This is a genomic window from Microbacterium sp. USHLN272, from assembly GCF_037149655.1.
GTDB classification, from domain to species: domain Bacteria; phylum Actinomycetota; class Actinomycetes; order Actinomycetales; family Microbacteriaceae; genus Microbacterium; species Microbacterium galbinum.
In genome coordinates this window covers 693,113-716,755 of sequence record NZ_JBBCRA010000001.1, presented here as the reverse complement: position 1 = coordinate 716,755, position 23,643 = coordinate 693,113, and the positions used below count along the sequence as shown (strand labels likewise).

The following is a 23,643-nucleotide window of genomic DNA, read 5'->3' as shown; positions in this document are numbered from 1 at the left end:
TCGTGCTCACACTCAAACCACAGAGTGCAGTTGTAGATTTTATGAAGGTCGGCGAGGTTATACTGGCCATCACTTCGGGGGAGACTCCGAGAAACCGATTGGGGAGGAGGTTCCGATGATTCTTGTACGACAGGAAATCGGCGATGTGCTGAGGGACTTCCGTCTGCAGAAGGGGCGCACCCTTCGGCAGGTCGCGAGCAAGGCTTCCGTGGCGCTCGGCTATCTGAGCGAAGTGGAGCGCGGTCAGAAGGAAGCGTCGAGCGAGATCCTCGCCTCCGTCGCCGATGCGCTCGACGTCCCCATCTCCACCATCATGCGCGAGGTCGGAGATCGCATCTCCGTACTCGAGGGCATCCAGGTGTTCCCCGACGTCGTTCCCGACGATCTGGTCGCCTCGATCGAGCCCGAGCTCTCGCTCCACTGAGCCCACGCACCCCGTCGTTGCGCGATGCGTCGAAGTGAGTTCCTGCGTGCCGTCGAGGACGAGTTCCCCGGCCGCACGTCGTCGGTGTTGAACGATCTGGTGCTGACCCCGCTCGCCGGTCGCACGGCGAAAGAGGCTCTGGCTGCGGGGATACCCCCGCGAGAGATCTGGTTCGCGCTCTGCGACGAGATGGAAGTGCCCGAGAACCGACGGCACGGTGCCGGCCGGCTGGAGCCGCGTCGGCGCTGAGTTCGCGCATGCGTTCGATCGATGTCGAGATCGGATGCCGGGACCCGGCGTGTCGTCGAATATTCGTTCGAAGCGGGCGTAGTCTTCTGCACAGTGGTTCAGACGCTCGTGTTCTCCACTGTTCGTGTGACTTGACGACGCAATGTCGGAGGCTCCTCGTACGGTGAAGACATGGCCACCGAGCCATACGCCTTGTCGGAGAGTTGCTTCCAGCCGGAAGCGCCGCGACAGCCTACAGGCGGCACCACGCGAAGCAGAAGGAGCACGACATGCCATCTCCCGCCGACCGCGAGAAGTCCCTCGAGACCGCACTCGCCCAGATCGACCGCCAGTTCGGAAAGGGCTCGGTCATGCGGCTGGGCAGCGACGAGCGCGCACCCGTCGCAGTCATCCCCACCGGCTCCATCGCCCTCGACGTCGCTCTCGGCGTCGGAGGCCTCCCGCGTGGCCGCATCGTCGAGATCTACGGCCCGGAGTCCTCGGGTAAGACCACGCTCACGCTGCACGCGATCGCCAACGCCCAGCGCGCCGGTGGTATCGCGGCGTTCATCGATGCCGAGCACGCGCTCGACCCCGATTACGCCGCCAAGCTCGGCGTCGACATCGACGCCCTGCTCGTCTCGCAGCCCGACACGGGTGAGCAGGCGCTCGAGATCGCCGACATGCTCGTGCGCTCCGGTGCCATCGATCTGATCGTCATCGACTCCGTGGCAGCGCTCGTGCCCCGCGCCGAGATCGAAGGTGAGATGGGCGACTCGCACGTGGGTCTGCAGGCGCGACTGATGTCGCAGGCGCTTCGCAAGCTCACCGGTGGTCTGAACCAGACCAACACCACGATGATCTTCATCAACCAGCTGCGCGAGAAGATCGGTGTGTTCTTCGGCTCTCCCGAAACGACCGCCGGTGGTAAGGCGCTCAAGTTCTATGCATCGGTTCGCCTCGATATCCGTCGCATCGAGACCCTGAAGGACGGCACCGACGCGGTGGGTAACCGTACCCGCGTGAAGGTCGTCAAGAACAAGATGGCCCCGCCCTTCAAGCAGGCAGAGTTCGACATCCTCTACGGAGTCGGCATCTCGCGCGAGGGTAGCCTGATCGACTTCGGTGTCGAGCACGGAATCGTCAAGAAGTCGGGGTCGTGGTACACCTACGACGGTGACCAGCTTGGTCAGGGCAAGGAGAACGCCCGTACGTTCCTCCTGAACAACACCGACGTGGCACTCGCCATCGAGACGCAGATCCTGCAGAAGCTCGGCATTGGCGGCGCGGCTGCTCCCGCCGCTCCGGCAGATGAGCTCGCCGAGCGTCGCCCGGCCTGATCATGAACGGTGAGAACGGGGGCGGTCCGCATCAGGACATCGGGCGGGTCGCCCCCGTCATCCCTCTTTTCGGAGCGCGCGGCGTAACCCCGCCGCCCGCGACCGCGAAGACTCCCGATACACCGGTGGAGCCACCCGCTCCAGTATCCGCTTCCATCTCACTCGTCTCGTTCGTCGACGACCGAATCCCCGGCGACGATGCGCCGGACCCGGTCGAGGTTCGAAAAGCGGCCGAAGAGAGTCTGGTGCGCAAGCTCCGTACTCGATCGCTCTCGGTCTCCGAGGCCCGGCAGGTCTTGAGGACTCACGGGCTCGATGGCACACAGATCGACGACGTCATCGACGACTTCCTCCGGCGCCGGTATCTCGACGATCAGGAGCTCGCGCAGATGCTCGTGGCCGCGGGGGTCGATCGCAAGGGCCAGGGTCGCGTCGCCATCTCCCGCTCGCTCTCGCAGCGCGGGATCCCGCGCGACGTGATCGCCGCAGCGCTCGACGAACTGCCGGACGACGACGCGGAGCGCGCGCTGGACTTCGCTCGCACCAAGGCCCGCTCGCTCAGCCGCCTCGACCACGACACCGCTCTCCGGCGTCTGCTCGGACAGCTCGCTCGTCGTGGGTACGGCGGATCCGTCGCGACGAACGCGGCGAAGACGGCGTTGAACGAGGCATCGTTCGGGACGAAGAGCTCTGGGGTGCGCTTCGTCGAGTCAGACTGACGCGTCAGCCCGGAGGAGCCGTCTCCCGCTCGTACAATGGAGAGATCATGACTACTCCGCGCAGTGAACCGACGATCATCACCTCGTCGTCGGCAGCCGTCGACGTCGACGGTCGTCAGAGATCCTACGAAGTACGCACGTTCGGCTGCCAGATGAACGTGCACGATTCCGAGCGTCTCTCCGGCTCACTGGAGAGTGCAGGCTACGTTCGCGCCGCGGCCGGTGACGAAGCCGATGTCGTCATCATCAACACCTGCGCGGTGCGCGACAACGCGGCGGGGAAGCTCTACGGAACACTCGGCCAGCTCGCAGGCGTCAAGCGCCGCAAGGACGGAATGCAGATCGCGGTCGGCGGATGTCTCGCGCAGATGGACAAGCAGACCGTGCTCGACAAGGCTCCGTGGGTCGATGTCGTCTTCGGCACCCACAACATGGGCTCGCTGCCGCGTCTCCTCGAGCGCGCACGCCACAACGGCGATGCCGAACTCGAGATCCTCGAGTCGCTCGAAGTGTTCCCCTCCACGCTCCCCACCAAGCGCGACGCCGCGCACAGCGGCTGGGTGTCGATCTCGGTGGGCTGCAACAACACCTGCACCTTCTGCATCGTGCCGAGCCTGCGCGGCAAGGAGAAGGACCGGCGTCCCGGCGACATACTCAACGAGATCCGGCTGCTCGTCGAGGACGGAGCGATCGAGGTCACCCTCCTCGGACAGAACGTCAACTCCTACGGCGTCGAGTTCGGTGATCGTCAGGCGTTCAGCAAGCTGCTGCGTGCCGCCGGCGAGATCGAAGGGCTCGAGCGCATCCGCTTCACCAGCCCGCATCCCGCCGCGTTCACCGACGATGTGATCGATGCGATGGCCGAGACTCCCAACGTGATGCCGCAGCTGCACATGCCGCTGCAGTCCGGCAGCGACCGCATCCTCAAGGCAATGCGCCGCTCCTACCGCAGTGAGAAGTTCCTCGGCATCCTCGATCGTGTGCGCGATCGGATGCCCGACGCGGCCATCACGACCGACATCATCGTCGGTTTCCCCGGTGAGACCGACGAGGATTTCGAAGACACGATGCGCGTCGTCGAGCTCTCCCGGTTCTCCAGCGCCTTCACGTTCCAGTACTCGATCCGGGAGGGCACCCCTGCCGCGACGATGGAGGATCAGGTTCCCAAGGCCGTCGTGCAGGAGCGCTACGACCGCCTGCTCGCGTTGCAGGAGCGGATCTCGCTCGAAGAGAACCAGAAGCAGGTCGGTCGGTCCGTCGAGGTTCTCGTCTCGACGGGCGAGGGGAAGAAGGACGCCGAAACGCATCGGCTCACCGGACGCGCTCAGGACAACCGTCTCGTGCACTTCGAGGTCACACCGGGCTCCGACCTGCCCCGTCCGGGCGATGTCGTCACCGTGACGATCACCCACGCGGCGCCGTTCCATCTCCTCGCTGATGACCCGACCGGTGCGCCGTTGCAGATCCGCCGCACGCGTGGAGGCGACGCCTGGGATCGCGCGCAGTCCGAGTCGTGCGCGGTCCCCGCTCCGGTGGGCGACGGCGGTCCGCGGGCCGTGTCCCTCGGGCTCCCCACCCTGCGTGTCGGAGTGTGAACGACTCCGCCGATACTGCGCCCGAGGCGGCGCCGCGTCTCTGGGCGGTGGTCGGCGCCACCGGTACGGGCAAGAGCGAACTCGCACTGAACATCGCCGAGGGACTGAGATCACGCGGGAATCCGGCTGAGATCATCAACGTCGACGCGATGCAGCTGTATCGCGGTATGGACATCGGCACCGCCAAGCTTCCTCTCGATGAACGACGGGGAATTCCGCACCATCTCTTCGACGTCCGCGAGGTCGACGAGGAGGCGGCGGTCGCCTGGTACCAGCCCGAGGCGAGGGCCGCCGTCCTCGACGTGCAGAGCCGCGGTGGTGACGCGATCCTCGTCGGCGGGTCGGGACTCTACGTCTCGAGCGTCGTCTTCGACTTCCGGTTCCCGCCCCGTGACGAGTCCGTCCGCGTGCGCCTCGAAGCGGAGCTCGCCGAACACGGAGCCGACGCCCTGCTCTCTCGGCTGAAGGTAGCGGACCCTGCGACGGCGGCGCGTATCGATCCGAAGAACTCCCGCCGCATCGTGCGTGCGCTGGAAGTGCTCGAACAGGGAGCCACCACACACGGCGCCGCTCTGCCGACCACGCCGACGCTCTGGCAGCGGAGCACGCGCGTGATCGGTGTGCACGTCGAACGCTCCGCACTCGTCGAACGGCTCGATGCCCGCGTGGAGCGGATGTGGGCCGAGGGGCTTCTCGGAGAGGTGGAGCGGCTCCGCTCTCAGGGACTCGAACGAGGCGTCACGGCCAGCCGCGCGATCGGTTATGCGCAGGCGCTGGGTCAACTGGACGGTCGTCTCGACCAAGCCGAAGCCATCGCCGAGACCCAGGCCCTCACCCGCCGTTACGCGCGGCGACAGGTGTCGTGGTTCAAGAGGTACCCCGCGATCGAATGGGTCGAGCATCCGATCGATGTCGCGGCGCTGATCGCCGACTGACCGATGTCGGTGGCCGCTGGGATCATGACCACATGGCGACCCATTTCTACACGGCCTCGAGCCTTGACGGTTTCATCGCGACGGCGGATCACTCCCTCGAGTGGCTGCTGAGCCAGGACTTCGACCAGGACGGTCCCATGGCCTACCCGGCGTTCGTCGAGGGGATCGGTGCTCTCGCGATGGGCGCATCGACCTACGAGTGGCTGTTGCGCGCGCAGGGCGAGGAACCCTGGCCCTATACGCAGCCCACCTGGGTGTTCACGCATCGAGAGCTCGCTGTTCCCTCCGGCGCCGACGTGCGTTTCGTCCAGGGAGACGTCAGCGACGCGCACGCGGCGATGCGGCTCGCAGCCGGCGGCGATGACATCTGGGTCGTCGGTGGTGGCGACCTCGCCGGCCAGTTCGCCGACGCCGGTCTGCTCGACGAGGTGTGGATCCAGTTCGCCCCCGTGACGCTCGGGGCTGGGGCGCCCCTGTTTCCCCGCGCCCTGGAGTTCGAGCTGCTCGACGTGGCTCGTAACCGCGGCTTCCTCTGCGGTCACTACCGCGTCGTCGGGTAGCGCCCGCCCCGGATAGGCTCGTTCTTCGGCGCGATCCGGGAGGCGTCGATGAACAGGAGCACCATGGCGTGGAACGTGCGGGCATTCGAACGGGCCGACACCGATGCGGTCATCGAGCTGTGGACCGAGGCCGGACTCACCCGGCCCTGGAACGATCCTCGCCTCGACATCGAGCGCAAGCTGCGAGTGCAACCCGAGCTGTTCCTCGTCGCGACGGACCCGGAAGGCGTGACCGTCCTCGGTTCGGTCATGGCCGGGTACGACGGCCATCGCGGATGGCTCTACTACCTCGCCACAGCAGCTTCCCATCGCGGCCGCGGCATCGCGCGTGAACTGGTCGCCGAGGCGGAACGGCTGCTGCTGGCGCTCGGATGCCCGAAGGTGCAGCTCATGGTCCGCGAGGGCAACGAAGGGGTGCTGGGCTTCTACGATGCGCTCGGATACGAGCGGTTCGCGGTGGCGAACACCGGCAAGCGGCTCATCGCCGACGCATAGCCGAGATCCCTAGACTGGGAGCATGGTCGCATTCACCAAGGGTCACGGCACGGGCAACGACTTCGTCATCATCGCCGACCCCGACGGTGCTCTCGACCTCACCGCCGATCAGGTCGCGGCACTCTGCGACCGTAACTTCGGTATCGGCGCCGACGGTGTGCTGCGAGTCGTCCGCTCCGCTGCGATCGCCGACGGTGCTGCAGCGCTGGCCGAGGAGCCGGATGCCGAGTGGTTCATGGACTACCGCAACGCCGACGGTTCGATCGCCGAGATGTGCGGCAACGGCATCCGTGTCTTCGCGCACTACCTCCTGTGGGCGGGCCTCGCCGTCATCGAGTCGGGGTCGACGCTCCCGATCGGAACCCGCGCCGGGGTGCGCGACGTCACCCGCAGCGAGAACGGGTACCAGGTCGACCTCGGCCGCTGGCGTCTCGACGGCGACGATCCGCTGGTGACCGCCAGCGGGCTCGCGGTCACCCGACCCGGTCTGGGAATCGACGTGGGAAATCCGCACGTCGTCGTGGCCGTCGCGAGCGAGGCGGAACTGGCTTCTCTCGACCTCCACCGACCTCCGCTCCTCGATCCGCTCCCGCCCGCCGGTGCCAACGTGGAGTTCGTCGTGCCGGGCGAACCCCTGGTGCGCGACGGCATCGGCCATGTGCGCATGCGGGTGTTCGAGCGCGGGGTGGGTGAGACTCTCAGCTGTGGAACGGGCGTGGCCGCCACGGCTCTCGCCGTTCGCCACTGGGCGGGGGAGCAGGCGCCCGACAACTGGCGCGTCGAGGTTCCCGGCGGGACGCTCGGAGTGCGGATGTTCGCCGCCGAGGACGGAGAGCACGTCGCTCTCGCCGGTCCCGCCCAACTCGCCTTCCACGGCGAGATCGAGCTCGCCTGAGCTCAGCGCCCCGCCCGCGGGCCGGCGAGCGGTCGCTGACGCCTCAGGCGATCGTGATGGGCTCGGTCGGGGGAGTCCCGTGCTTGCGCACCTTGAGCACGCGGTAGCCCTTGCTGGTCGCGGTGCGATAGACCGTGAAGCCGGGGTGGAACGTCGAACCGATCCAGCGCTGGAGGGAGTCGGCGCCGAGGTTTCGCTGCACGACCAGCCAGGCGTCACTGCGCTCGTCGAGGCGCGGAATCCACTTCTCGAGCAGAGAGTGCAGAACGTTCTTGCCCACGCGGATCGGCGGGTTCGAGCGGATCGTCCGGAAGGTCACATCGGCGGGAACATCCTCGGGCAACGAGGCGTTGACATTGGTGAGCCCGAGAGACGCCGCATTACGGCGGACGAGATCGAGGGCACGCTCATTCACATCCACGGCCCAGACCTTCGCGTGGGGCGCGGCGAGTGCCATCGACAGCGTGATGGGACCCCAGCCGCTGCCGAGGTCGAGAAGATTGCCCCCCGGAGGAACGGGAGGCATGTTGGCGAGAAGCACTGACGTACCGGCGTCCAGGCGATCCGGGCTGAAGACACCGCCGGCGGTGGTGAGTTCGAGCTCGCGTCCTGCGAGCGTCACACGGATCGTTCGCAGGTTCTCAGGACTGGCCGGGGCCGCAGTGAAGTAGTGATCGGACCCCATACGGTGAGCGTACCGGAGAGCGCGGGCTAAGGTTAAGGCTCGAAACGAAAGCAAGAGATCAGGGACGGATGACGGAAACCACCACACAGCACGAAGACGGCGATGCACTCGATCGTGTGCTCGCTCACGCCGAGAGTCGCTCGGAAGTCCGCGTGTTCGGAGCAGCACAGGCGCTGCAGGACCGGTCGACGGCGGCGCACGCCGCATCGGACGGTGACCAGTGGGACCTGGAGGATCGTCATGCGCTTCGTCGCGTCGGCGGCCTCTCGACCGAACTCGAAGACGTCACCGAGGTCGAGTACCGGCAGCTCCGACTCGAGAACGTCGTGCTCGTCGGGGTCTACCCGCAGGGTGCGCAGACCGACGCCGAGAACTCCCTCCGCGAACTCGCGGCCCTCGCCGAGACCGCGGGCGCCGTCGTGCTCGATGGTGTTCTGCAGCGTCGGCCCCACCCTGACGCCGCCACCTACCTCGGTCGCGGAAAGGCCCAGGAACTCAAGGACATCGTGGCCGCTGTCGGCGCGGACACGGTCATCGCCGACACGGAGCTGGCGCCGAGCCAGCGCCGTGCGCTCGAGGACGTCGTGAAGGTCAAGGTCATCGATCGCACGACCGTGATCCTCGACATCTTCAGCCAGCACGCCAAGAGTCGTGAGGGCAAGGCGCAGGTCGAACTCGCCCAGCTCGAGTACCTCCTGCCGCGTCTGCGCGGCTGGGGTGACTCGATGAGCCGCCAGGCGGGTGGACAGGTCGGTGCCGGTGGCGCCGGAATGGGCTCGCGCGGCCCGGGTGAGACGAAGATCGAGCTCGACCGCCGACGCATCCGCACGAAGATGGCCCTTTTGCGTCGTCAGATCCGCGACTTCGGTCCGGCTCGCGAGGCGAAGCGCGCGGAGCGCAAGCGCAACACGATCCCCTCCGTGGCGATCGCCGGGTACACGAACGCCGGCAAGTCGAGCTTGCTCAACGCTCTGACGAGCGCCGGCGTGCTCGTCGAGAACGCCCTGTTCGCGACGCTGGATGCGACCGTCCGTCGCTCCGAGACCGCTGACGGACGCGTGTTCACGCTGACCGACACGGTCGGGTTCGTCCGCAACCTGCCGCATCAGCTCGTCGAGGCTTTCCGCTCGACGCTCGAGGAGGTCGGTGACGCCGACGTCGTGCTCCACGTCGTCGACGGCTCCCACCCCGATCCGGCCGGTCAGTTGCAGACCGTTCGCGATGTGATGGGCGACGTCGGTGTGCGCGACATGCCCGAGCTCGTCGTGTTCAACAAGGCCGACCTGATCGATGACGACGAGCGACTCGTGCTGCGCGGTCTCGAGCCGAAGGCGCACTTCGTGTCGTCGCGCTCGGGGGAGGGCATCGCCGAGCTTCGTGCCGCGATCGAGGAGGCGCTCCCGAAGCCGGCCGTCGAGGTGCACGCCGTGGTTCCGTACGATCGGGGCGACCTGGTCGCCGCGATCCACGAGACCGGGATGCTGTTGGCCGTCGACCATCGCGAAGAGGGCACCGCGGTGCACGCTCGGGTGTCGGAGCGGCTCGCCGCCGATCTCGCGCCCTACGCGAGCTGAGGCCGACCGCAGCGGTCAGGAGGCGATGAACCGCCCCTCGACCGTGGCAGACACGACGATCTCCTCCGGTTCGTACTCCATTCCGGGTGAGGCGTCTGCCATCGCGAAAGCCGCCCCGCGCGCCTTCAGCATCGGTGCCGCGGGCTGCGCCTCGCGATTCGAGATGAGTCCGACATCGGCGATCTCGACGGGCGTGACCGAATCGCGTCCGAGGGCGCCGGCGTAGGCCTCGGCGCGGGTGACGGCGACTCCGACGGCCGCGGCGGCGACCTCGCGCTCGATGCGCGTCCGCGTCTCGGGCGTGAGGTGCCAGTTCACCCAGCCGACCTCGACGCCGTCCCAGGCGGAGATGTCGGACACCCAGATCGACAACTCGGATGCTTCGGTGAACGTGGCTGTGAAGTCGATGCTCGCGTAGTACACCGGAGCGAGTCGCTTGCCCTCGTTGTTCCACGGCCTCTCGGCGCGCACCGAGAGGCGCTTGCTCGACCAGTCGACGACTGTCTGAGCGTCGCTGCGCTCGGTGATGCTCGCGCGCAGAGGTTCGGCGAGACGCATGACGGTGTCGACGACCGCCGCCCGCTCGGGGCCCTCGGAGCGGACGGTGACGCGGATGGTGGCGCGCTCCGGCGCGACGCGCGCCTCGTGCTCGCCGCGGACGGTGACGGTGACATCGCTCATGGGGCCGACTCTACGCCAGGCACCTGACGCACGAATGACGGCGACTGCTCAGCGCCGGGAATGGCAGGTGCGCAGGATCCGTTGTATCCTGTGAAGCTGGGTGCCACGGCATCCGGATGAAAACTCCACAGTGCGACAGCGGCTCCTTCGAGAGAAGGACCACGGGGCTGATCGGTTTCGACAGCGCCTGTGAATCCACGAGAAGCGGGCCGAGGATGCAGAGTTATCTCGTAAACGCTCTCTGCAAAACAATAGTTGCCGAAACCAAGCGCAACGACTTCGCCCTCGCTGCATAAGCGAGCCCGATAGTCCGTCAGGCCGTATGTGATTCCGATACGGATCCTGGCGTCATCTAGGAATCTTGCTGCGTGGTGGCGTCTGGACGCCACGTGGGACTCTTCCCAGGCTGGGCTCGTCGACTTAGGTGTCTGTGACAAAGGTCGGAGCCGAGCAGAACGTCTTCACAGACTGCGCCCGGAGAAGGCGTGGAGACTCAGCGTTGGACGGGGGTTCGATTCCCCCCAGCTCCACCAGGTCGCTGTCGCGAAGGAGAAGGCCCTCGGGTTCCCATCATGTGTGGGAACCCGAGGGCCTTCTTCGTGGGGCGACGGCGGTTACTTCTCCGCCGACACGTCGTCACCGTGCGTCGGCGGTACCGTGGGCGGCTCGCCCTTGGCATCTTCTGCGCCGAGGTTGTCGTTCTCCTCGGGGCCCGGGGACTGTTCCGTGCTGATGTCGTTGCGATCGCTGTCTGCGTTCATGGCGTCACCTTCTTTCTCGGTCGGATGGGGGAGTGATGCGGCGCTCTAGAGCGGGATCGTCGGTTCCTGCGGGTTCGGCGCCAACGGCTCCTCCGGGTTCGGCGCGAGCGGTTCGTCCGGAACGGGGGCGAGAGGCTCGCCCGGTGTGGGATCGAGCGGCTCGGGCCTGGTGGGCTGCTCGCCCGGTGCGAGCGGAGTGGAGAACGGGTCGGACATGTGCGCTCCTTCCGCGGCGCGGTCTGCGTCGCTGGGTCCTGAGCGAACCACGCACAGCCATCTACGTCTGCTCCCTTGCCCTTTTCGCGCGGATGTGATGCCATGCAGGCCTTCCGCACGAGGGGTCCATGGTGCACTCTGGGAGCGACCGAGAGGGGCAGCGATGGGAGAGTTCGTCATCGGAGCGACGATCGAGGGCGCCGAGCCGGTGCAGCTCGACCCGCGACGATTCAATCGGCACACCTTCTGGTGCGGCCAGAGCGGCAGCGGCAAGACCTACGCACTGGGCGTGGTGCTCGAGCAGCTGCTCCTGCACACGGAACTACCCGTGCTCGTCTTCGATCCCAACGCGGACTTCGTGCGGTTGCGTGAGATCCGCCCCGGCACCGATGACGCAGCGGCGCGCCGACTGGGCGATCTCGATGTCCGTGTGTTCCGCTCCGGCCGTGCGGAGGGCGAGCGTCTGCGGGTGCGCTACGTGGACCTCTCGCCGGCGGCCAAGGCCGCTGTGCTGCGCATCGATCCGATCGCGGATGCCGAGGAGTACAACGCGCTGCTGCACACGCAGGTGTCGTCCGGGCAGTTCGATTCGGCGGAGATGATCCGCGGCCTCCGCGAGAGCGGGGAGGCGGTGAAGGTGCGACTCGCGAATCGCATGGAGAACCTCCAAGTGCTCGAGTGGGAGCTGTGGTCGCGTGGTGCGGCATCCGTCGTCGACGTGATCAGCGAGCGCCCGAGGGTGACGGTCCTCGACCTCGGAGGCTTCGATCATCCGGCCGAACCCGGCGTCGCCGCCCTGGCCGTTCTGGAGGATCTCTGGGCGCGTCGGGAAGAGCGCCGACCGCTGCTGATCGTGATCGACGAGGCTCATAACCTCTGCGTTCCGGAGCCGACGACGGCCGTGGAACGGGAGTTGACGGCGCGCCTCGTGCAGATCGCCGCGGAGGGCCGGAAGTTCGGGCTGTGGCTCTTCCTGTCGACACAGCGCCCCACGAAGATCCACCCGAACGTGCTGTCGCAGTGCGACAACCTCGGGCTGATGCGCGTCAACGCTCCACGCGATCTTGCCGAACTCGCCGAAGTGTTCGGGTTCGCCTCGGAGGACGCCATCCGTCGTGCGCAGACCTTCACGCAGGGTCAGGCGCTGTTCGCCGGCGGTTTCATCGCCGAGCCGACGTTCGTGCAGATGGGAGCGCGTCTCACCGAGGAAGCGGGCGGCGACGTCCGTGTACCGATGGCGTGAGCGTCGACGCGCTCAGGACTCCTCGGGGATCGGCGTCTGCACGGGGACGGCTCCGGTCCGCAGACGCTCGACGGTCTCCTTCTCGACGAGAACCGGCACGTAATCCTGGATGCGCCCGCCGCTGAGGCGTTCGTGCTCCTCGTGGGCGATGTGCTCGATGCTCTCCCTCGGAACGTCGGGGAATCGGGTGGCGATCCGGTCGAGCATCGCGGCGGTGTTCGCTTCGTCGTTGCGTTCGCTCATGGGCCGATTGTCTCCCGGCTGCCCGGCATCCGCAATGGAGTCCTCTCAACCGGCGCCTTCGATGAGGAGGAGGCCCTGCTTGGTGTCGGCGAGCTTCACCCACCCGTCGCCGAACAGGTAGGTCATGCCGTACCCGTCGTCGTCGGTGCCCATCGCGTACTGCGGATCCTCGGTGATGTACACGCCCTCGGGACCGTCTTCGCGATGCCACCCCGCGGCCAGGAGCGACGTCTGCGCATCGCTCGCCGCGCCCGCGCTCAGCTCGGCCCAACCGTACAGCTGGCCGTGATCGGAGGCGACGGCGTAGTCGCCCCAGAAGCAGAGGAGGCCCTCGTCCTCCGGGATGGTTGTGTCGCCGATGACGAAGTCCTTGGTCTCGGCCGTCCACCCCGCTTCGGTGAGCGCGGCGACCGTGCCGGGCGAGATCATCGACTCGCACGTGAGCGCTGCGGAGGTGGGTTCGGGGTCCGGCGTCGCGGCCGGCTCGACGCTCGCCTGCGGCGCCGACGTCGCGGGGTCGGTCGTCGGGGTCGGGGCGGTCTCGCCAGGGGCGGAGCACGCCGTCAGAGCGGCGAGGAGGAACGCTGCTCCGGCGGTGATGGAAACGATGCGGGGAGGGATCATCGCGGGCCTCGGGAGATCAGGGATGCAGGAAGGTGAGGAAGGCGTCGTGCAGGATGCCGTTGGTGGCGAGTGTCGAGCGCGTCGAGATCGTCTCGGCCCCCGCGTAGTCGGTCATCGTGCCGCCCGCCTCGCGGACGATCGGCACTGCGGCCGCGATGTCGTACTCCTTGACGTCGAACTCGGCGACCATGTCGAGGCGTCCCTCGGCCAGGAGCATGTACGAGAAGACGTCACCGTAGGCGCGGTCGCGCCACACCCGGTCTGCGAGCGCGATGAGAGTGTCGATGCGTCCGGCATCCGCCCACTGCGCGATGCTCTGGAAGCTGACGCTGGCGTCGTCGAGCGACGAGACGGAGGAGACGTGCAGTCGGCGCGGCTCGTTCTCCGTCGCCGTCCAGGCACCCTCCTCGGGCGAGGCCCACCAGCGTCGGCCGAGCGCGGGCATACTGACGACGCCGACCTGCGGAACGCCGTCGACCGCGAGGGCGATCATCGTGCCCCAGAGCGGCACACCGCGCAGGAAGTTGGCGGTGCCGTCGATCGGATCGATGATCCACTGGCGGTGAGTGTCGCCTTCGGCACCGAACTCCTCGCCGAAGATGCCGTCCTCCGGGCGCTCTGTCGCGAGGATGTCGCGGATCGCGCGTTCGGTCGCGAGGTCGGCATCGGTGACGTGGGAGTTGTCGGCCTTGGTCGAGATCTGCAGATCGGCGGCGTCGAACCGGGGGAGCGACTGCGCATCGGCCGCGTCGGCCAGACGCAGGGCGAGTTCGAGATCGCTGCGGAAGTCGGATGCGCGGGGGATGGCGGTCACGCCACCAGCGTAGTCGCCCGTGCCGAGGGTCTCGATCGGGGGATGACCGTCCGGTGACGCGGCCGAGAAGACGTGCCCGAGAAGCAGAAAAGCCCCGAAGACTGGCGAGAGTCAACGAGGCTGATCCGTGCACCCCCTCGGACTTGAACCGAGAACCCACTGATTAAGAGTCAGTTGCTCTGCCGATTGAGCTAGAGGTGCGTGGCCCGGGATGACCCCGACCGAGGAATTACATTACCAGGGGATCGACGCGGTGCGAAATCGAGCCCGCACCCCCGGGAGTGTCGCAGCGATCGAGGTGGCGCGACGCTCCCGGGGCGGATGATCAGGCGGCGTCGCCGACGAGGATCGCCTGGGCGTCTTCGGCGGCGGGAACCGCACCGTGCGAGTCGATGTGGGCGAGTGCGCGCCGTCCCAGGAAGACCGTGAGAGCGGCGATCAGGACGGATGCCGCGGCGAACAGGTACGGGACCGTCACGTTGAACGAGTGCCACAGCAGTGCGGCGAGGGGAGGGGCCATCGCCCCGCCGAGGAAGCGCACCGCCGAGTACGACGACGAGGCGACCGAACGGGGGAGGTCGGTGGCCTCCATGACCGCCTCGGTGAGCACGGTGTTCATGATGCCGAGCAGGAGGCCGCCGATGATGATGCACACGACGAGGGCCGCAGGGTTGCCGGCGAGGAAGCCGGCCGCGACGAGATCGACCGCCAGCAGGGGCAGCACGGTCACGATGATGCGGGTCCGCGGCATCCGGCGCATGAGGAGCGGAGCGACCCAGACGCTCGTGATCGCGAGCGCGACGCCCCAGCCGAAGAACGTGAAGCCGATGCCGAGTGCGCCGAAGCCGAGGGGGAAGGGCGAGAAGGCGAGGAGCACGAAGAAGCCGATGTTGTAGAACAGCGCGGCGACGGCGAGGATCGCGAGCGCCGGGCGGCGGAGCGCGGTGAAGGGGGCGGAGAACGGCACCGGAGTGCGCTTCTCGGCGGGGCCGCGCAGCAGCACGAGGACCGCGACGAACGCGATCGCCATGAGGGCGACGACGCCGAAGAAGGGTCCGCGCCAGCTCATCTCGCCGAGGAGCCCGCCCAGGAGCGGACCGATCGCGATGCCGAGACCCAGTGCCGCCTCGTAGAGGATGATCGCCGCACTGCTGCCGCCGGACGCCGCGCCGACGATCGTGGCGAGAGCGGTGGAGATGAAGAGCGCGTTACCGAGGCCCCACCCGGCGCGGAAGCCGATGACGGCGTCGACGCTGCCGCTGAGGGCGCAGAGCAGGGCGAACGCGACGATGAGCGCGAGCCCGATGAGGAGGGTCGCCTTCGCGCCGATCCGGCTCGAGATCCAGCTCGTGACGAGCATCGCGAGGCCCGTGACGAGCAGATAGCTCGTGAAGAGGAGTTCGGTCTCGACGGGCGAGGCCTGCAGGGACTCCGCGATCGCCGGGAGGATGGGGTCGACCAGTCCGATACCCATGAACGCGACGACGCAGGCGAAGGCGACGGCCCACACCTGCGCGGGTTGCTTCCAGACGGAGGGGGTGGCGGTCGTGTTCACTGCGAGGAGTCCTTTCGGTCGGTGGGGTCGGTGTGCGCGGCGAGGATCTCGGCCGCACGGGTCAGGGTCGCCCAGTCGGCGTCGTCGAGCGCGTGGAACCGCGGCGCGAGCGTGTCGCGGAACTCATCGCGCCAGGCGGCGAGAGCACGGGCTCCGGCGTCCGTCGCCTCGACGACCACCGCGCGGGAGTCGGCGGGGTCGGGGGAGCGGCGCACCAGTCCGTCGCGCTCGAGCGCGCCGATCAGGCGGGTCATTCCCGGTTGCGTGGTGCGAGCGGCGGCGGCGAGTTCGCCGACTCGCGAGGCGCCCTGTCGGCCGAGCAGGCTGAGCACCCGCCACTGGGCGGCGGGTGCCTCGTTGCCGGCATCCTGCGCGGCGATGCGGCCGAGCGCATACGCCGAGAGCACGATGGAGGGGATCACTTCCGAACGTTGCATACCAACGAGTATATACCCGATGGTATGTAATGGGTGTCAGTGGCGAGCGCCCGCGATCCTCGCCGAGAGTTCGTGGGCGTGAGCGAGCAGCGTGCGGCCGAGGTGCGCGAGGCGATCAGGGCCGAAGCGGAACTCCACGCCCGTCAGGCTCAGAGCCCACTCCGGACGGCCGTGGCGATCGAACACGGCCGCGCCGATGCCCCAGCTGCCCTCCACGATGAGGCCGGGATTGACCGCGAAGCCGCGCTCCTTCGTCTCGGTGAGGCGCGCACGTAGCGGCTTCTGCGCATGCGGGCGGCCCCACGTCGACGCGAGCTCCGGATGCCGACCGAGATACGCATCCACATCGTGGTCGGGAAGGAACGCCAGGATCGCGAGGCCCGCGCTCGCCACGCCGAGGGGGAAGCGCACGCCCTCGCTGAGCACGAACGAGCGGATCGGGAAGGCGCCTTCCTCACGGAGGAGGCATACGGTCTCATCGGCTCGTCGTACCGAGAAGAAGGCGCTCTCCTCGGTCTTGACGGCGAGCGACCGCACGATGTCGCGCGCGAGAGCGGTGACATCGTAGCGCGCGGCTGCGGCGTTGCCCATGAGGTACAGCTCGGGCCCGGGCATCCAGCGGGCGGTCGTGTCGTCCCGATCGACGAGTCCCTCGGCGCGGAGCGCGCTGAGCAGGCGATGCGTCGTCGACCTCGACAGGTCGGCGGCGTGGGCGAGCTCCTGGAGCGCCATCCCTTCGGGGCGCCCGCCCGAGACGAGGCGGAGGAGTCCGGCCGCCCGTGCGATGGCCTGCGCTCCCGGTACGCTCGTCGACGCTCGTTCCATAATGTGGACGCTACTCGGCGAAACGTCCACATCGCAAGCATCCGCTGTCGCTCCCACCGCGCGACCGTCAAGCTGGACCCAACGCCCGTTCGAAGGAGTACGCGTGATCGACAAGCACTGGCCCTCTGCCGCGGAGGCGGTCGCCGACATCCCCGACGGAGCGTCCCTCGCCGTCGGCGGGTTCGGCCTCTCCGGGAACCCCATCGCCCTCATCGAAGCTCTGCTCGCCCAGGGGACGACGGACCTGAGCGTCGTCAGCAACAACTGCGGCGTCGACGACTGGGGTCTCGGCATCCTGCTCGGAGCGCACCGCATCCGCAAGATGACGTCGTCGTACGTGGGCGAGAACAAGGAGTTCGAGCGTCAGTTCCTCACCGGTGAACTCGAGCTCGAGCTCACCCCGCAGGGAACCCTCGCCGAGAAGCTGCGTGCCGGCGGGTCGGGGATCGCCGCCTTCTTCACGCAGACGGGCGTCGGCACGCAGGTGGCCGAAGGGGGTCTGCCGCGCAGATACGCTCCCGACGGCACGATCGCCGTCGCCTCGCCCGCCAAGGACGTGCGCACCTTCGGCGAGGGGGACGACGCCCGCGAATACGTGCTGGAAGAGGCGATCACCACCGACTTCGCCCTCGTGCACGCTGCCGTCGGAGACCGCCACGGCAATCTCGTCTTCACCAAGGCCGCACGCAACTTCAACCCGCTCGCCGCGATGGCGGGCCGGATCTGCATCGCGCAGGTCGAACACCTCGTCGAACCGGGCGAACTCGACCCGGACGGGGTGCACCTGCCCGGCGTGTACGTGCACCGCGTCGTCGAGGTCGGACCCGACCTCCCCAAGCGCATCGAGCGACGCACCGTCGCCACGGAAGGAGTCTGACATGGCGCTCACCCGAGACCAGATGGCCGCCCGCGCCGCCGTCGAGCTCGAGGACGGCTCGTACGTGAACCTCGGCATCGGGCTTCCCACCCTCGTCCCGAACTTCGTACCGACGGGCGTCACCGTGGTGCTGCAGTCCGAGAACGGCATCCTCGGCGTCGGCCCGTACCCGACGGAGGATGCCGTCGACCCCGATCTCATCAACGCGGGTAAGGAGACGGTCACCGTGCTCGCGGGATCGGCGTTCTTCGACTCGGCGACGAGTTTCGGCATGATCCGCGGGGGCAAGATCGACGCCGCGATCCTCGGCGCCATGCAGGTGTCGGCGACCGGGGACCTGGCGAACTGGATGATCCCCGGGAAGATGGTCAAGGGCCCCGGTGGGGCGATGGACCTCGTGCACGGCGCCGCACGCGTCATCGTGCTCATGGAGCACGTCGCGAAGGACGGATCCGCCAAGATCGTCGATCGGTGCTCCCTGCCGCTCACCGGTCGGGGGGTGGTCGACCGCATCATCACCGACCTCGCCGTGATCGATGTGACCGAGGCGGGCCTCGTGCTCGTCGAGACGGCCCCCGGAGTCACCGCCGACGAGGTCATCGCCGCCACCGAGCCCCCGTTGACACTGTCGCCCGCGCTCGCCGGTCTGAGAGGCTGAAGGGCATGCACGACACCGATATCGTCATCGTCTCCGCCGCCCGCACCCCGCAGGGTCGTCTCAAGGGTCAGCTCGCGGCCTTCACGGCCCCGCAGCTGGGCGCCTTCGCGATCCGCGGCGCGCTCGAGCAGGCATCCATTCCCCCGGAGGACATCGACGCCGTCATCGTCGGGCAGGTCCTCTCGGCGGGATCCGGGCAGAACGCCGCGCGTCAGGCGGCCATCGGGGCGGGCATCGGCTGGGACGTGCCCGCGCACACCGTCAACAAGGTGTGCCTCTCCGGCCTCACCGCGATCATCGACGCCGCTCGCATGATCCGCACGGGAGATGCCGAGGTGGTCGTCGCGGCCGGCATGGAGTCGATGACCCGCGCCCCGCACCTGCTCATGGGGTCACGCGACGGATGGGCCTACGGCAGTGTCGAGGTGCTCGATCACATGGCCTACGACGGGCTCACCGACGCCTATGACCGGGAGAGCATGGGAGCGTCCACCGAACGGCACAACGCCCGATACGAGCTCACGCGCGAGGCTCAGGACGCCGTGGCCGCGCTCTCGCATCAGCGTGCGGCGGCCGCCCAGGCTGCGGGCGTGTTCGACGACGAGATCGTCACGGTCTCGGTGCCTCAGCGCCGCGGGGAACCCCTGCTCGTCGCGGCGGACGAGGGAATCCGCCCCGACACGACGGTGGAGTCGCTCGCAGGACTCCGTGCCGCCTTCGCAGAAGGGGGCACGATCACGGCGGGCAACTCCTCGCAGATCTCCGACGGAGCCTCTGCCGTCGTCGTCACGACGCGCGCGCTCGCCGCGGAGAAGGGATGGCCCGTCCTCGTGACGGTCGGTGCAAGCGGCCAGACCGCCGGGCCGGACAACTCCCTGCAGGCGCAGCCGGCGCGCGCGATCGAACGCGCGTGCGAGAAGCAGGGGATCTCGCCGTCCGATCTCGATCTGGTCGAGATCAACGAGGCGTTCGGCGCCGTGGTCGCGCGTTCGCAGGTCGAACTCGGCCTGGATCCCGCGCTCGTCAACATCCACGGGGGAGGGATCGCGATCGGGCATCCGATCGGCGCATCGGGTAATCGCCTCGTCGTGCACCTGGCGCACGAGCTGGCGCGTCGCGGCTCCGGCACGGCGGCCGTCGGCCTCTGCGGCGGTGGCGGGCAGGGAGAGGCGCTGATCCTCACCCGGTGACGCGCGGACTCAGGAGGAGCGGCGGCGCGTGCGCTTCTGCGCCGCCGCCTTCTGCGCCTGCTTCTCGTCGCGGTTCGCGCGCTTCGCCTGCGCGGGGGCGAGGGGCGAATCCAGGGCGACCTCGAGACCGCGGTCGAAGCGGCGGGTGTCGCGCACGGCGCCGATCGCGAGGGCGAAGGTGATGGCCCAGCTGATCCAGGCGAGCGCAGCGCGCCAGGTGACGGGGGACTCGCGGGTGCCGCGGAGGAGCGAGACACCGGTGGTGATCGCTCCGAACAGGCCCGTGCTGAACAGATAGCGCATGCCCCTACGCTACCGCCCGAGTCCCGGCCGGGGCGGGGGATTGACACGAACACCGGATGCCGGGCATACAGCCCCTTCGGATCGGCACTCGCTATCATGGGTGTCAGTCGCGGCTCGCCCGCGACCGTAGAACCGTGTATCTACCGGCCGTCGGCACTCCGACGGACAGCGGCGGCACCCGACCACCGCGTCCGCGGGCGCGCGAGAGCCATGACCCAGACACACACCTCCACCGAGCCGAGCCTCTTCCGTCTCGCCGGCTTCCCCTACTTCCTCATCGCCTTCATCGCGAGACTGCCCTTCGCGATGATGGTCGTCGGCGTGCTGACCGTCGTCGTCTCGGCGCGCGGATCGCTGTCGCTCGGCGGGCTCACCTCCGCCGCGGTCGGCCTCGGCACCGCGTGCTTCGGCCCGCTCCTCGGTGCCGCCGCGGATCGCTACGGCCAGCGGACCGTGCTGCTGCTGCTCGCCATCGCGAACGGCACGATGATGGTCGTGTTCACCCTCGTCGTCTACGGCGACGCAGTCGACGGCCTCGTTCTCCTGGCCGCAGCCGGCATCGGAGCGACGGCCCCGCAGGTATCGCCGCTGTCGCGTGCGCGGCTGGTCACGATGATCAGCGAGCGGATGCCGGAGACCCGCCGGGCCCGCACGGTCTCGGGCACCATGGCCTACGAGTCCGCCGCCGACGAGACGGTGTTCGTCTTCGGACCGTTCATCGTCGGCATCCTCGCGTCGCTGATCGCGCCGTGGGCTCCTCTCGTGGGCGCGGCGGTCCTGACGATCGTCTTCGTCGGTGCGTTCGCCCTCCACCCGAGCGGTCGACACGTCGCCGCCGTGCGCGGGGCCGACGGGGCAGCGCCCTCGGCGGTGTCGGAACTCTTCCGCCCGCAGCTCGTCATCGTCGTGATCGGCATCCTCGGCGTCGGCATGTTCTTCGGCACCATGCTCACCTCGCTGACGTCGTTCATGGCGGATCGGGGCGCCTCCGAACAGGCGGGTCTGCTCTACGGTGTGATGGGCGTCGGCTCGGCCGTCCTGGCGCTCGGCGTCGCGTGGCTTCCGGTCCGCTTCTCGCTCCGCGCCCGGTGGCTGGTCTTCTCGGGCATCCTCTTCGCGGGCTCGCTCCTGCTGGGCGTCGTGGATTCTCCCGCGATGATGATGCTCGCTCTCGGCATCATGGGGGTCGGCATCGGCCCGACGCTCGTGACGCAGTACAGCTTCGGCGCCGCGCGCAGCCCGCTCGGACGCTCGGCGACGGTCATGACGATGCTCGGCTCGGGAATCGTCGTCGGTCAGTCGATCGGCGCGGCCGTCGCCGGTGAGCTCGCCGAGAACGTCGGCACCTCGGCGGCGCTCGTGCTGCCGATCGTCGCGGCCGGGGTCGCGTTCGCAGCGGGTCTCGTCAACTGGGTGCTCAGCCGCACGCGTGCGCGGAACGTGGTCGTCGCGGCGTGACGCGGTGAACCGGGGCCGCGAACCTCGATAGCCTGGGGGTACCCCCTGGTGTGAGGAGCCATCTTGGCCGCTGCAGAGTTCGTCGTCGTCGCCAACCGTCTTCCCGTCGATCGGGTCGAGGGCCCCGACGGGGAGGAGACCTGGCGCACGTCGCCCGGCGGACTCGTCGCGGCTCTCGAGCCGATGATGCGCAGCACCCGCGGCGCGTGGGTCGGCTGGGTCGGCCAGCCCGACGTCGAGCGTGACCCCTTCGAGGCCGACGGCATCCACCTCATCCCGGTGTCCTTGAGTGCGCAGGAGGTCGCGGAGTACTACGAGGGCTTCGCCAACGACACCATCTGGCCGCTGTACCACGACGTCATCGCGCCCCCGCAGTTCCACCGCGAGTGGTGGGACGCCTATGTCACCGTCAACCGGCGCTTCGCCGAGGCGGCGGCCGCCGCGGTCGCGGAAGACGGCACGGTGTGGGTGCACGACTACCAGCTGCAGCTCGTTCCGCAGATGGTGCGTGAGCTCCGCCCGGACGTCACGATCGGGTACTTCCACCACATCCCCTTCCCCGCGCATGGCCTCTATGCGCAGCTGCCCTGGCGCGACCAGGTGCTGCAGGGCCTGCTCGGAGCCGACGTGATCGGGTTCCAGCGCGCGCAGGACGCCACCTACTTCCTCACCGCCGTGCGGCGCCGCCTGCGTTACGAGGTCAAGGGCGCGAACATCGCCGTCCCGCAGGACGACGGCTCGATCCGGACGGCCGTCGCCCGCGCCTTCCCGATCTCGATCGACACCGCTCCCTACCTGGATCTCGCTGCGAACCCCGCCGTCCAGGCCAGAGCCGCGGAGATCCGTGCGAGCCTCGGCAACCCGAAGCGCATCCTGCTGGGCGTCGATCGCCTCGACTACACCAAGGGCATCCGTCACCGGATCAAGGCCTACGGCGAGCTCCTCGCCGAGGGGCGTCTGAGCGTCGACGACGTCACGCTCGTGCAGGTCGCGAGCCCCAGCCGCGAGCGCGTCGACGCGTACGTGCACCTGCGCGACGAGATCGAGCTGGCCGTCGGGCGCATCAACGGCGACAACGACACGATGGGGCACACCGCGATCCGCTATCTGCACCAGGGATATCCCCGCGAGGAGATGGTCGCGCTGTACCTCGCGGCCGATGTCATGCTCGTCACCGCTCTGCGCGACGGCATGAACCTGGTCGCGAAGGAGTACGTCGCCACGCGCGTCGACAACCGGGGGGTGCTCGTCCTCAGCGAGTTCACGGGCGCCGCCGACGAACTCCGCCAGGCGGTGCGCGTCAACCCGCACGACATCGAGGGCGTCAAGGCAGCGATCATGACCGCGGTCGAGATGACACCGGCCGAACAGGGCAAGCGCATGCGCTCGCTCCGTCGCCGCGTGCTCGAGAACGACGTGGACGCCTGGTCGTCGTCGTTCCTCTCCGCGCTCGACGACGCACGCCGTTGAGCCGCCCCGCATCTTCCCGCCCCCACGACTGGAGACACCCATGACCAGCCCCTGGATCCCCGGAACCCCCTCGCCCGAACTGAGCGCGCTCGCGCGTACCGAGCGCCTCGTCGTCGCCCTCGACTTCGACGGCGTCGCCTCGCCGCTCGTGCCCGATCCCATGGCGGCCCGCGCGCTGTCGGAGACCGTGGAACAGATCCGTCGTCTGACGGCCCTGCCCGACACGATCGTCTCGTTCGTCTCCGGGCGCAGCCTGCACGACCTCCGCATCATCACCGAGCACGAGGACGACTCGCCGGTCGCCCTCGCGGGATCGCACGGTGCGCAGTACTGGTTCCCCGGCGAGGGCGAGGCCGCACCGACCGGCGACGCCACCGAGGAGGGTGCCCGAGAGGAACTCTGGGCGGCCGCTCGTCCGATCATCGACCGCTACGAAGGCGCCGAGTTCGAGCCGAAGACCTTCGGCATGGGTGTGCACACACGACGGGCGGATCGGGAGACCGAGGAGAAGCTCTTCGCCGAGATCGACGCGCTCGCCGCCGAGCGGTTCCCGCACTGGCGCCGTCGCGCGGGCCATCGCGTGCTCGAGTTCTCGTCGCGGACGGAGGGCAAGGACGCCGCGATCGGAGTGCTCCGCGAGCGCTTCCACGCCACCGGCATCCTCTTCGCCGGCGACGACGTCACCGATGAAGACGCCATGCGCGTGCTGCAGCCGGGCGATCTCGGCGTGCGTGTCGGCCCGGGGGAGAGCGCCGCGGCGCTGCGCGTCGACGGACCCGTCGATGTCGCACGCCTTCTCGGCGCGCTGGCGGACGAGCGGGCCGCCGGGCGGGAATAG

28 protein-coding genes, 1 tRNA gene and 1 other RNA gene are annotated in these 23,643 nt (G+C 68.6%); 18 read left to right on the top strand and 12 right to left on the bottom strand.

The annotated features are described in order from the left end of the window. Window positions 1-115: 115 nt before the first annotated feature. From WFJ97_RS03635 to dapF, 9 genes are all read left to right on the top strand, one after another. Window positions 116-424, top strand: coding sequence for a helix-turn-helix domain-containing protein (locus tag WFJ97_RS03635; RefSeq protein WP_060925763.1), 309 nt, complete (start codon window positions 116-118; stop codon window positions 422-424). Window positions 425-448: 24 nt separating this feature from the next. Further along, window positions 449-673 carry a DUF3046 domain-containing protein gene (locus WFJ97_RS03630; RefSeq protein ID WP_247632374.1) on the top strand — a complete coding sequence of 75 codons (225 nt, stop codon included), beginning with the start codon at window positions 449-451 and terminating at the stop codon, window positions 671-673. Between the two features lie 269 nt (window positions 674-942). After that, window positions 943-1,992: a recombinase RecA gene (recA, locus tag WFJ97_RS03625; protein WP_247622700.1), complete on the top strand. Its 1,050-nt coding sequence runs from the start codon at window positions 943-945 to the stop codon at window positions 1,990-1,992. 245 nt (window positions 1,993-2,237) lie between these two features. After that, window positions 2,238-2,711, top strand: coding sequence for a regulatory protein RecX (locus WFJ97_RS03620; RefSeq protein WP_247956013.1), 474 nt, complete (start codon window positions 2,238-2,240; stop codon window positions 2,709-2,711). 47 nt (window positions 2,712-2,758) lie between these two features. Next, on the top strand, window positions 2,759-4,306 hold the full coding sequence (gene miaB / locus WFJ97_RS03615) for a tRNA (N6-isopentenyl adenosine(37)-C2)-methylthiotransferase MiaB (RefSeq protein WP_336640504.1): 1,548 nt from the start codon (window positions 2,759-2,761) through the stop codon (window positions 4,304-4,306). Then, entirely contained in the window at window positions 4,303-5,241 is a 939-nt protein-coding gene (gene miaA / locus WFJ97_RS03610; RefSeq protein ID WP_247622697.1) for a tRNA (adenosine(37)-N6)-dimethylallyltransferase MiaA, read from the top strand. Before miaB ends, miaA begins: the two co-directional genes overlap by 4 nt. A gap of 32 nt (window positions 5,242-5,273) precedes the next feature. Further along, window positions 5,274-5,801 carry a dihydrofolate reductase family protein gene (locus WFJ97_RS03605; protein ID WP_247632369.1) on the top strand — a complete coding sequence of 176 codons (528 nt, stop codon included), beginning with the start codon at window positions 5,274-5,276 and terminating at the stop codon, window positions 5,799-5,801. A gap of 48 nt (window positions 5,802-5,849) precedes the next feature. Continuing rightward, window positions 5,850-6,296, top strand: a complete 447-nt coding sequence (locus WFJ97_RS03600; RefSeq protein WP_336640503.1) for a GNAT family acetyltransferase — start codon at window positions 5,850-5,852, stop codon at window positions 6,294-6,296. Window positions 6,297-6,318: 22 nt separating this feature from the next. Next, window positions 6,319-7,191 (top strand): diaminopimelate epimerase, encoded by an 873-nt coding sequence (dapF, locus tag WFJ97_RS03595; RefSeq protein WP_247622694.1) that lies wholly within the window; start codon window positions 6,319-6,321, stop codon window positions 7,189-7,191. Between the two features lie 43 nt (window positions 7,192-7,234). On the opposite strand, the gene WFJ97_RS03590 is transcribed toward dapF, so the two are convergent. Next, window positions 7,235-7,876, bottom strand: a complete 642-nt coding sequence (locus tag WFJ97_RS03590; protein ID WP_336640502.1) for a class I SAM-dependent methyltransferase — start codon at window positions 7,874-7,876, stop codon at window positions 7,235-7,237. A gap of 68 nt (window positions 7,877-7,944) precedes the next feature. Between WFJ97_RS03590 and hflX the strand changes: the two genes are divergently transcribed. Continuing rightward, window positions 7,945-9,450 carry a GTPase HflX gene (gene hflX, locus WFJ97_RS03585; RefSeq protein ID WP_247622692.1) on the top strand — a complete coding sequence of 502 codons (1,506 nt, stop codon included), beginning with the start codon at window positions 7,945-7,947 and terminating at the stop codon, window positions 9,448-9,450. Window positions 9,451-9,465: 15 nt separating this feature from the next. Here the strand turns inward: hflX and WFJ97_RS03580 are convergent, their stop codons facing one another. Further along, window positions 9,466-10,131, bottom strand: coding sequence for an SIMPL domain-containing protein (locus tag WFJ97_RS03580; RefSeq protein WP_336640501.1), 666 nt, complete (start codon window positions 10,129-10,131; stop codon window positions 9,466-9,468). 163 nt (window positions 10,132-10,294) lie between these two features. On the opposite strand from WFJ97_RS03580, the gene ssrA reads away from it, so the two are divergent. Then, window positions 10,295-10,664, top strand: a transfer-messenger RNA (tmRNA) gene (gene ssrA, locus WFJ97_RS03575). A gap of 81 nt (window positions 10,665-10,745) precedes the next feature. Here the strand turns inward: ssrA and WFJ97_RS03570 are convergent. Together WFJ97_RS03570 and WFJ97_RS03565 are read right to left on the bottom strand one after the other, a co-directional pair. Next, window positions 10,746-10,892, bottom strand: coding sequence for a hypothetical protein (locus WFJ97_RS03570; RefSeq protein WP_247622690.1), 147 nt, complete (start codon window positions 10,890-10,892; stop codon window positions 10,746-10,748). A gap of 45 nt (window positions 10,893-10,937) precedes the next feature. Continuing rightward, entirely contained in the window at window positions 10,938-11,108 is a 171-nt protein-coding gene (locus WFJ97_RS03565) for a hypothetical protein (protein ID WP_247622689.1), read from the bottom strand. Window positions 11,109-11,271: 163 nt separating this feature from the next. On the opposite strand from WFJ97_RS03565, the gene WFJ97_RS03560 reads away from it, so the two are divergent. Beyond that, window positions 11,272-12,351, top strand: a complete 1,080-nt coding sequence (locus WFJ97_RS03560; protein ID WP_336640500.1) for an ATP-binding protein — start codon at window positions 11,272-11,274, stop codon at window positions 12,349-12,351. Between the two features lie 12 nt (window positions 12,352-12,363). Here the strand turns inward: WFJ97_RS03560 and WFJ97_RS03555 are convergent, their stop codons facing one another. The 7 genes from WFJ97_RS03555 to WFJ97_RS03525 form a co-directional block, all read right to left on the bottom strand. Continuing rightward, window positions 12,364-12,594 carry a three-helix bundle dimerization domain-containing protein gene (locus WFJ97_RS03555; RefSeq protein ID WP_336640499.1) on the bottom strand — a complete coding sequence of 77 codons (231 nt, stop codon included), beginning with the start codon at window positions 12,592-12,594 and terminating at the stop codon, window positions 12,364-12,366. Between the two features lie 45 nt (window positions 12,595-12,639). Next, window positions 12,640-13,218: a hypothetical protein gene (locus WFJ97_RS03550; RefSeq protein WP_336640498.1), complete on the bottom strand. Its 579-nt coding sequence runs from the start codon at window positions 13,216-13,218 to the stop codon at window positions 12,640-12,642. Between the two features lie 16 nt (window positions 13,219-13,234). Further along, entirely contained in the window at window positions 13,235-14,032 is a 798-nt protein-coding gene (locus tag WFJ97_RS03545; RefSeq protein WP_247622685.1) for an inositol monophosphatase family protein, read from the bottom strand. A gap of 128 nt (window positions 14,033-14,160) precedes the next feature. Next, window positions 14,161-14,233, bottom strand: a tRNA-Lys gene (locus WFJ97_RS03540). A gap of 124 nt (window positions 14,234-14,357) precedes the next feature. Beyond that, window positions 14,358-15,587: an MFS transporter gene (locus WFJ97_RS03535; RefSeq protein WP_336640497.1), complete on the bottom strand. Its 1,230-nt coding sequence runs from the start codon at window positions 15,585-15,587 to the stop codon at window positions 14,358-14,360. Further along, window positions 15,584-16,024 (bottom strand): MarR family winged helix-turn-helix transcriptional regulator, encoded by a 441-nt coding sequence (locus tag WFJ97_RS03530; protein ID WP_336640496.1) that lies wholly within the window; start codon window positions 16,022-16,024, stop codon window positions 15,584-15,586. The genes WFJ97_RS03535 and WFJ97_RS03530 overlap by 4 nt, the downstream gene beginning before the upstream one ends. A 36-nt stretch (window positions 16,025-16,060) precedes the next feature. Further along, window positions 16,061-16,849: an IclR family transcriptional regulator gene (locus WFJ97_RS03525; protein WP_336640495.1), complete on the bottom strand. Its 789-nt coding sequence runs from the start codon at window positions 16,847-16,849 to the stop codon at window positions 16,061-16,063. Between the two features lie 103 nt (window positions 16,850-16,952). Between WFJ97_RS03525 and WFJ97_RS03520 the strand changes: the two genes are divergently transcribed. Genes WFJ97_RS03520 through WFJ97_RS03510 form a run of 3 tightly spaced genes read left to right on the top strand, consistent with a single transcriptional unit; the run spans window position 16,953 to window position 19,574 of the window. Next, window positions 16,953-17,726: a CoA transferase subunit A gene (locus WFJ97_RS03520; RefSeq protein WP_336640494.1), complete on the top strand. Its 774-nt coding sequence runs from the start codon at window positions 16,953-16,955 to the stop codon at window positions 17,724-17,726. Between the two features lies 1 nt (window position 17,727). After that, window positions 17,728-18,384, top strand: coding sequence for a 3-oxoacid CoA-transferase subunit B (locus tag WFJ97_RS03515; RefSeq protein ID WP_247622675.1), 657 nt, complete (start codon window positions 17,728-17,730; stop codon window positions 18,382-18,384). 5 nt (window positions 18,385-18,389) lie between these two features. Beyond that, window positions 18,390-19,574 carry an acetyl-CoA C-acetyltransferase gene (locus WFJ97_RS03510; RefSeq protein WP_336640493.1) on the top strand — a complete coding sequence of 395 codons (1,185 nt, stop codon included), beginning with the start codon at window positions 18,390-18,392 and terminating at the stop codon, window positions 19,572-19,574. Window positions 19,575-19,583: 9 nt separating this feature from the next. Here the strand turns inward: WFJ97_RS03510 and WFJ97_RS03505 are convergent, their stop codons facing one another. Continuing rightward, window positions 19,584-19,877, bottom strand: a complete 294-nt coding sequence (locus WFJ97_RS03505; protein ID WP_247622673.1) for a hypothetical protein — start codon at window positions 19,875-19,877, stop codon at window positions 19,584-19,586. Window positions 19,878-20,087: 210 nt separating this feature from the next. On the opposite strand from WFJ97_RS03505, the gene WFJ97_RS03500 reads away from it, so the two are divergent. From WFJ97_RS03500 to otsB, 3 genes are all read left to right on the top strand, one after another. Continuing rightward, window positions 20,088-21,335 carry an MFS transporter gene (locus WFJ97_RS03500; RefSeq protein ID WP_336640492.1) on the top strand — a complete coding sequence of 416 codons (1,248 nt, stop codon included), beginning with the start codon at window positions 20,088-20,090 and terminating at the stop codon, window positions 21,333-21,335. Window positions 21,336-21,398: 63 nt separating this feature from the next. After that, a complete protein-coding gene (locus WFJ97_RS03495; protein WP_336640491.1) occupies window positions 21,399-22,805 on the top strand; it encodes an alpha,alpha-trehalose-phosphate synthase (UDP-forming) in 1,407 nt (468 codons plus the stop codon). Between the two features lie 40 nt (window positions 22,806-22,845). Next, a complete protein-coding gene (otsB, locus tag WFJ97_RS03490) occupies window positions 22,846-23,643 on the top strand; it encodes a trehalose-phosphatase (RefSeq protein ID WP_336640490.1) in 798 nt (265 codons plus the stop codon).

Bases quoted from the DNA above. Each gene is read 5' to 3' on its own strand.
- WFJ97_RS03560 (WP_336640500.1), top strand. From the start codon at position 11,272: ATGGGAGAGTTCGTCATCGGAGCGACGATCGAGGGCGCCGAGCCGGTG.
- dapF (WP_247622694.1), top strand. From the start codon at position 6,319: ATGGTCGCATTCACCAAGGGTCACGGCACGGGCAACGACTTCGTCATC.
- WFJ97_RS03635 (WP_060925763.1), top strand. From the start codon at position 116: ATGATTCTTGTACGACAGGAAATCGGCGATGTGCTGAGGGACTTCCGT.
- WFJ97_RS03525 (WP_336640495.1), bottom strand. From the start codon at position 16,849: ATGGAACGAGCGTCGACGAGCGTACCGGGAGCGCAGGCCATCGCACGG.
- WFJ97_RS03565 (WP_247622689.1), bottom strand. From the start codon at position 11,108: ATGTCCGACCCGTTCTCCACTCCGCTCGCACCGGGCGAGCAGCCCACC.
- WFJ97_RS03530 (WP_336640496.1), bottom strand. From the start codon at position 16,024: ATGCAACGTTCGGAAGTGATCCCCTCCATCGTGCTCTCGGCGTATGCG.
- WFJ97_RS03555 (WP_336640499.1), bottom strand. From the start codon at position 12,594: ATGAGCGAACGCAACGACGAAGCGAACACCGCCGCGATGCTCGACCGG.
- WFJ97_RS03600 (WP_336640503.1), top strand. From the start codon at position 5,850: ATGAACAGGAGCACCATGGCGTGGAACGTGCGGGCATTCGAACGGGCC.
- WFJ97_RS03570 (WP_247622690.1), bottom strand. From the start codon at position 10,892: ATGAACGCAGACAGCGATCGCAACGACATCAGCACGGAACAGTCCCCG.
- WFJ97_RS03550 (WP_336640498.1), bottom strand. From the start codon at position 13,218: ATGATCCCTCCCCGCATCGTTTCCATCACCGCCGGAGCAGCGTTCCTC.
- recA (WP_247622700.1), top strand. From the start codon at position 943: ATGCCATCTCCCGCCGACCGCGAGAAGTCCCTCGAGACCGCACTCGCC.
- WFJ97_RS03590 (WP_336640502.1), bottom strand. From the start codon at position 7,876: ATGGGGTCCGATCACTACTTCACTGCGGCCCCGGCCAGTCCTGAGAAC.
- WFJ97_RS03580 (WP_336640501.1), bottom strand. From the start codon at position 10,131: ATGAGCGATGTCACCGTCACCGTCCGCGGCGAGCACGAGGCGCGCGTC.
- WFJ97_RS03500 (WP_336640492.1), top strand. From the start codon at position 20,088: ATGACCCAGACACACACCTCCACCGAGCCGAGCCTCTTCCGTCTCGCC.
- WFJ97_RS03630 (WP_247632374.1), top strand. From the start codon at position 449: ATGCGTCGAAGTGAGTTCCTGCGTGCCGTCGAGGACGAGTTCCCCGGC.
- otsB (WP_336640490.1), top strand. From the start codon at position 22,846: ATGACCAGCCCCTGGATCCCCGGAACCCCCTCGCCCGAACTGAGCGCG.
- hflX (WP_247622692.1), top strand. From the start codon at position 7,945: ATGACGGAAACCACCACACAGCACGAAGACGGCGATGCACTCGATCGT.
- WFJ97_RS03605 (WP_247632369.1), top strand. From the start codon at position 5,274: ATGGCGACCCATTTCTACACGGCCTCGAGCCTTGACGGTTTCATCGCG.
- WFJ97_RS03505 (WP_247622673.1), bottom strand. From the start codon at position 19,877: ATGCGCTATCTGTTCAGCACGGGCCTGTTCGGAGCGATCACCACCGGT.
- WFJ97_RS03510 (WP_336640493.1), top strand. From the start codon at position 18,390: ATGCACGACACCGATATCGTCATCGTCTCCGCCGCCCGCACCCCGCAG.
- WFJ97_RS03515 (WP_247622675.1), top strand. From the start codon at position 17,728: ATGGCGCTCACCCGAGACCAGATGGCCGCCCGCGCCGCCGTCGAGCTC.
- miaB (WP_336640504.1), top strand. From the start codon at position 2,759: ATGACTACTCCGCGCAGTGAACCGACGATCATCACCTCGTCGTCGGCA.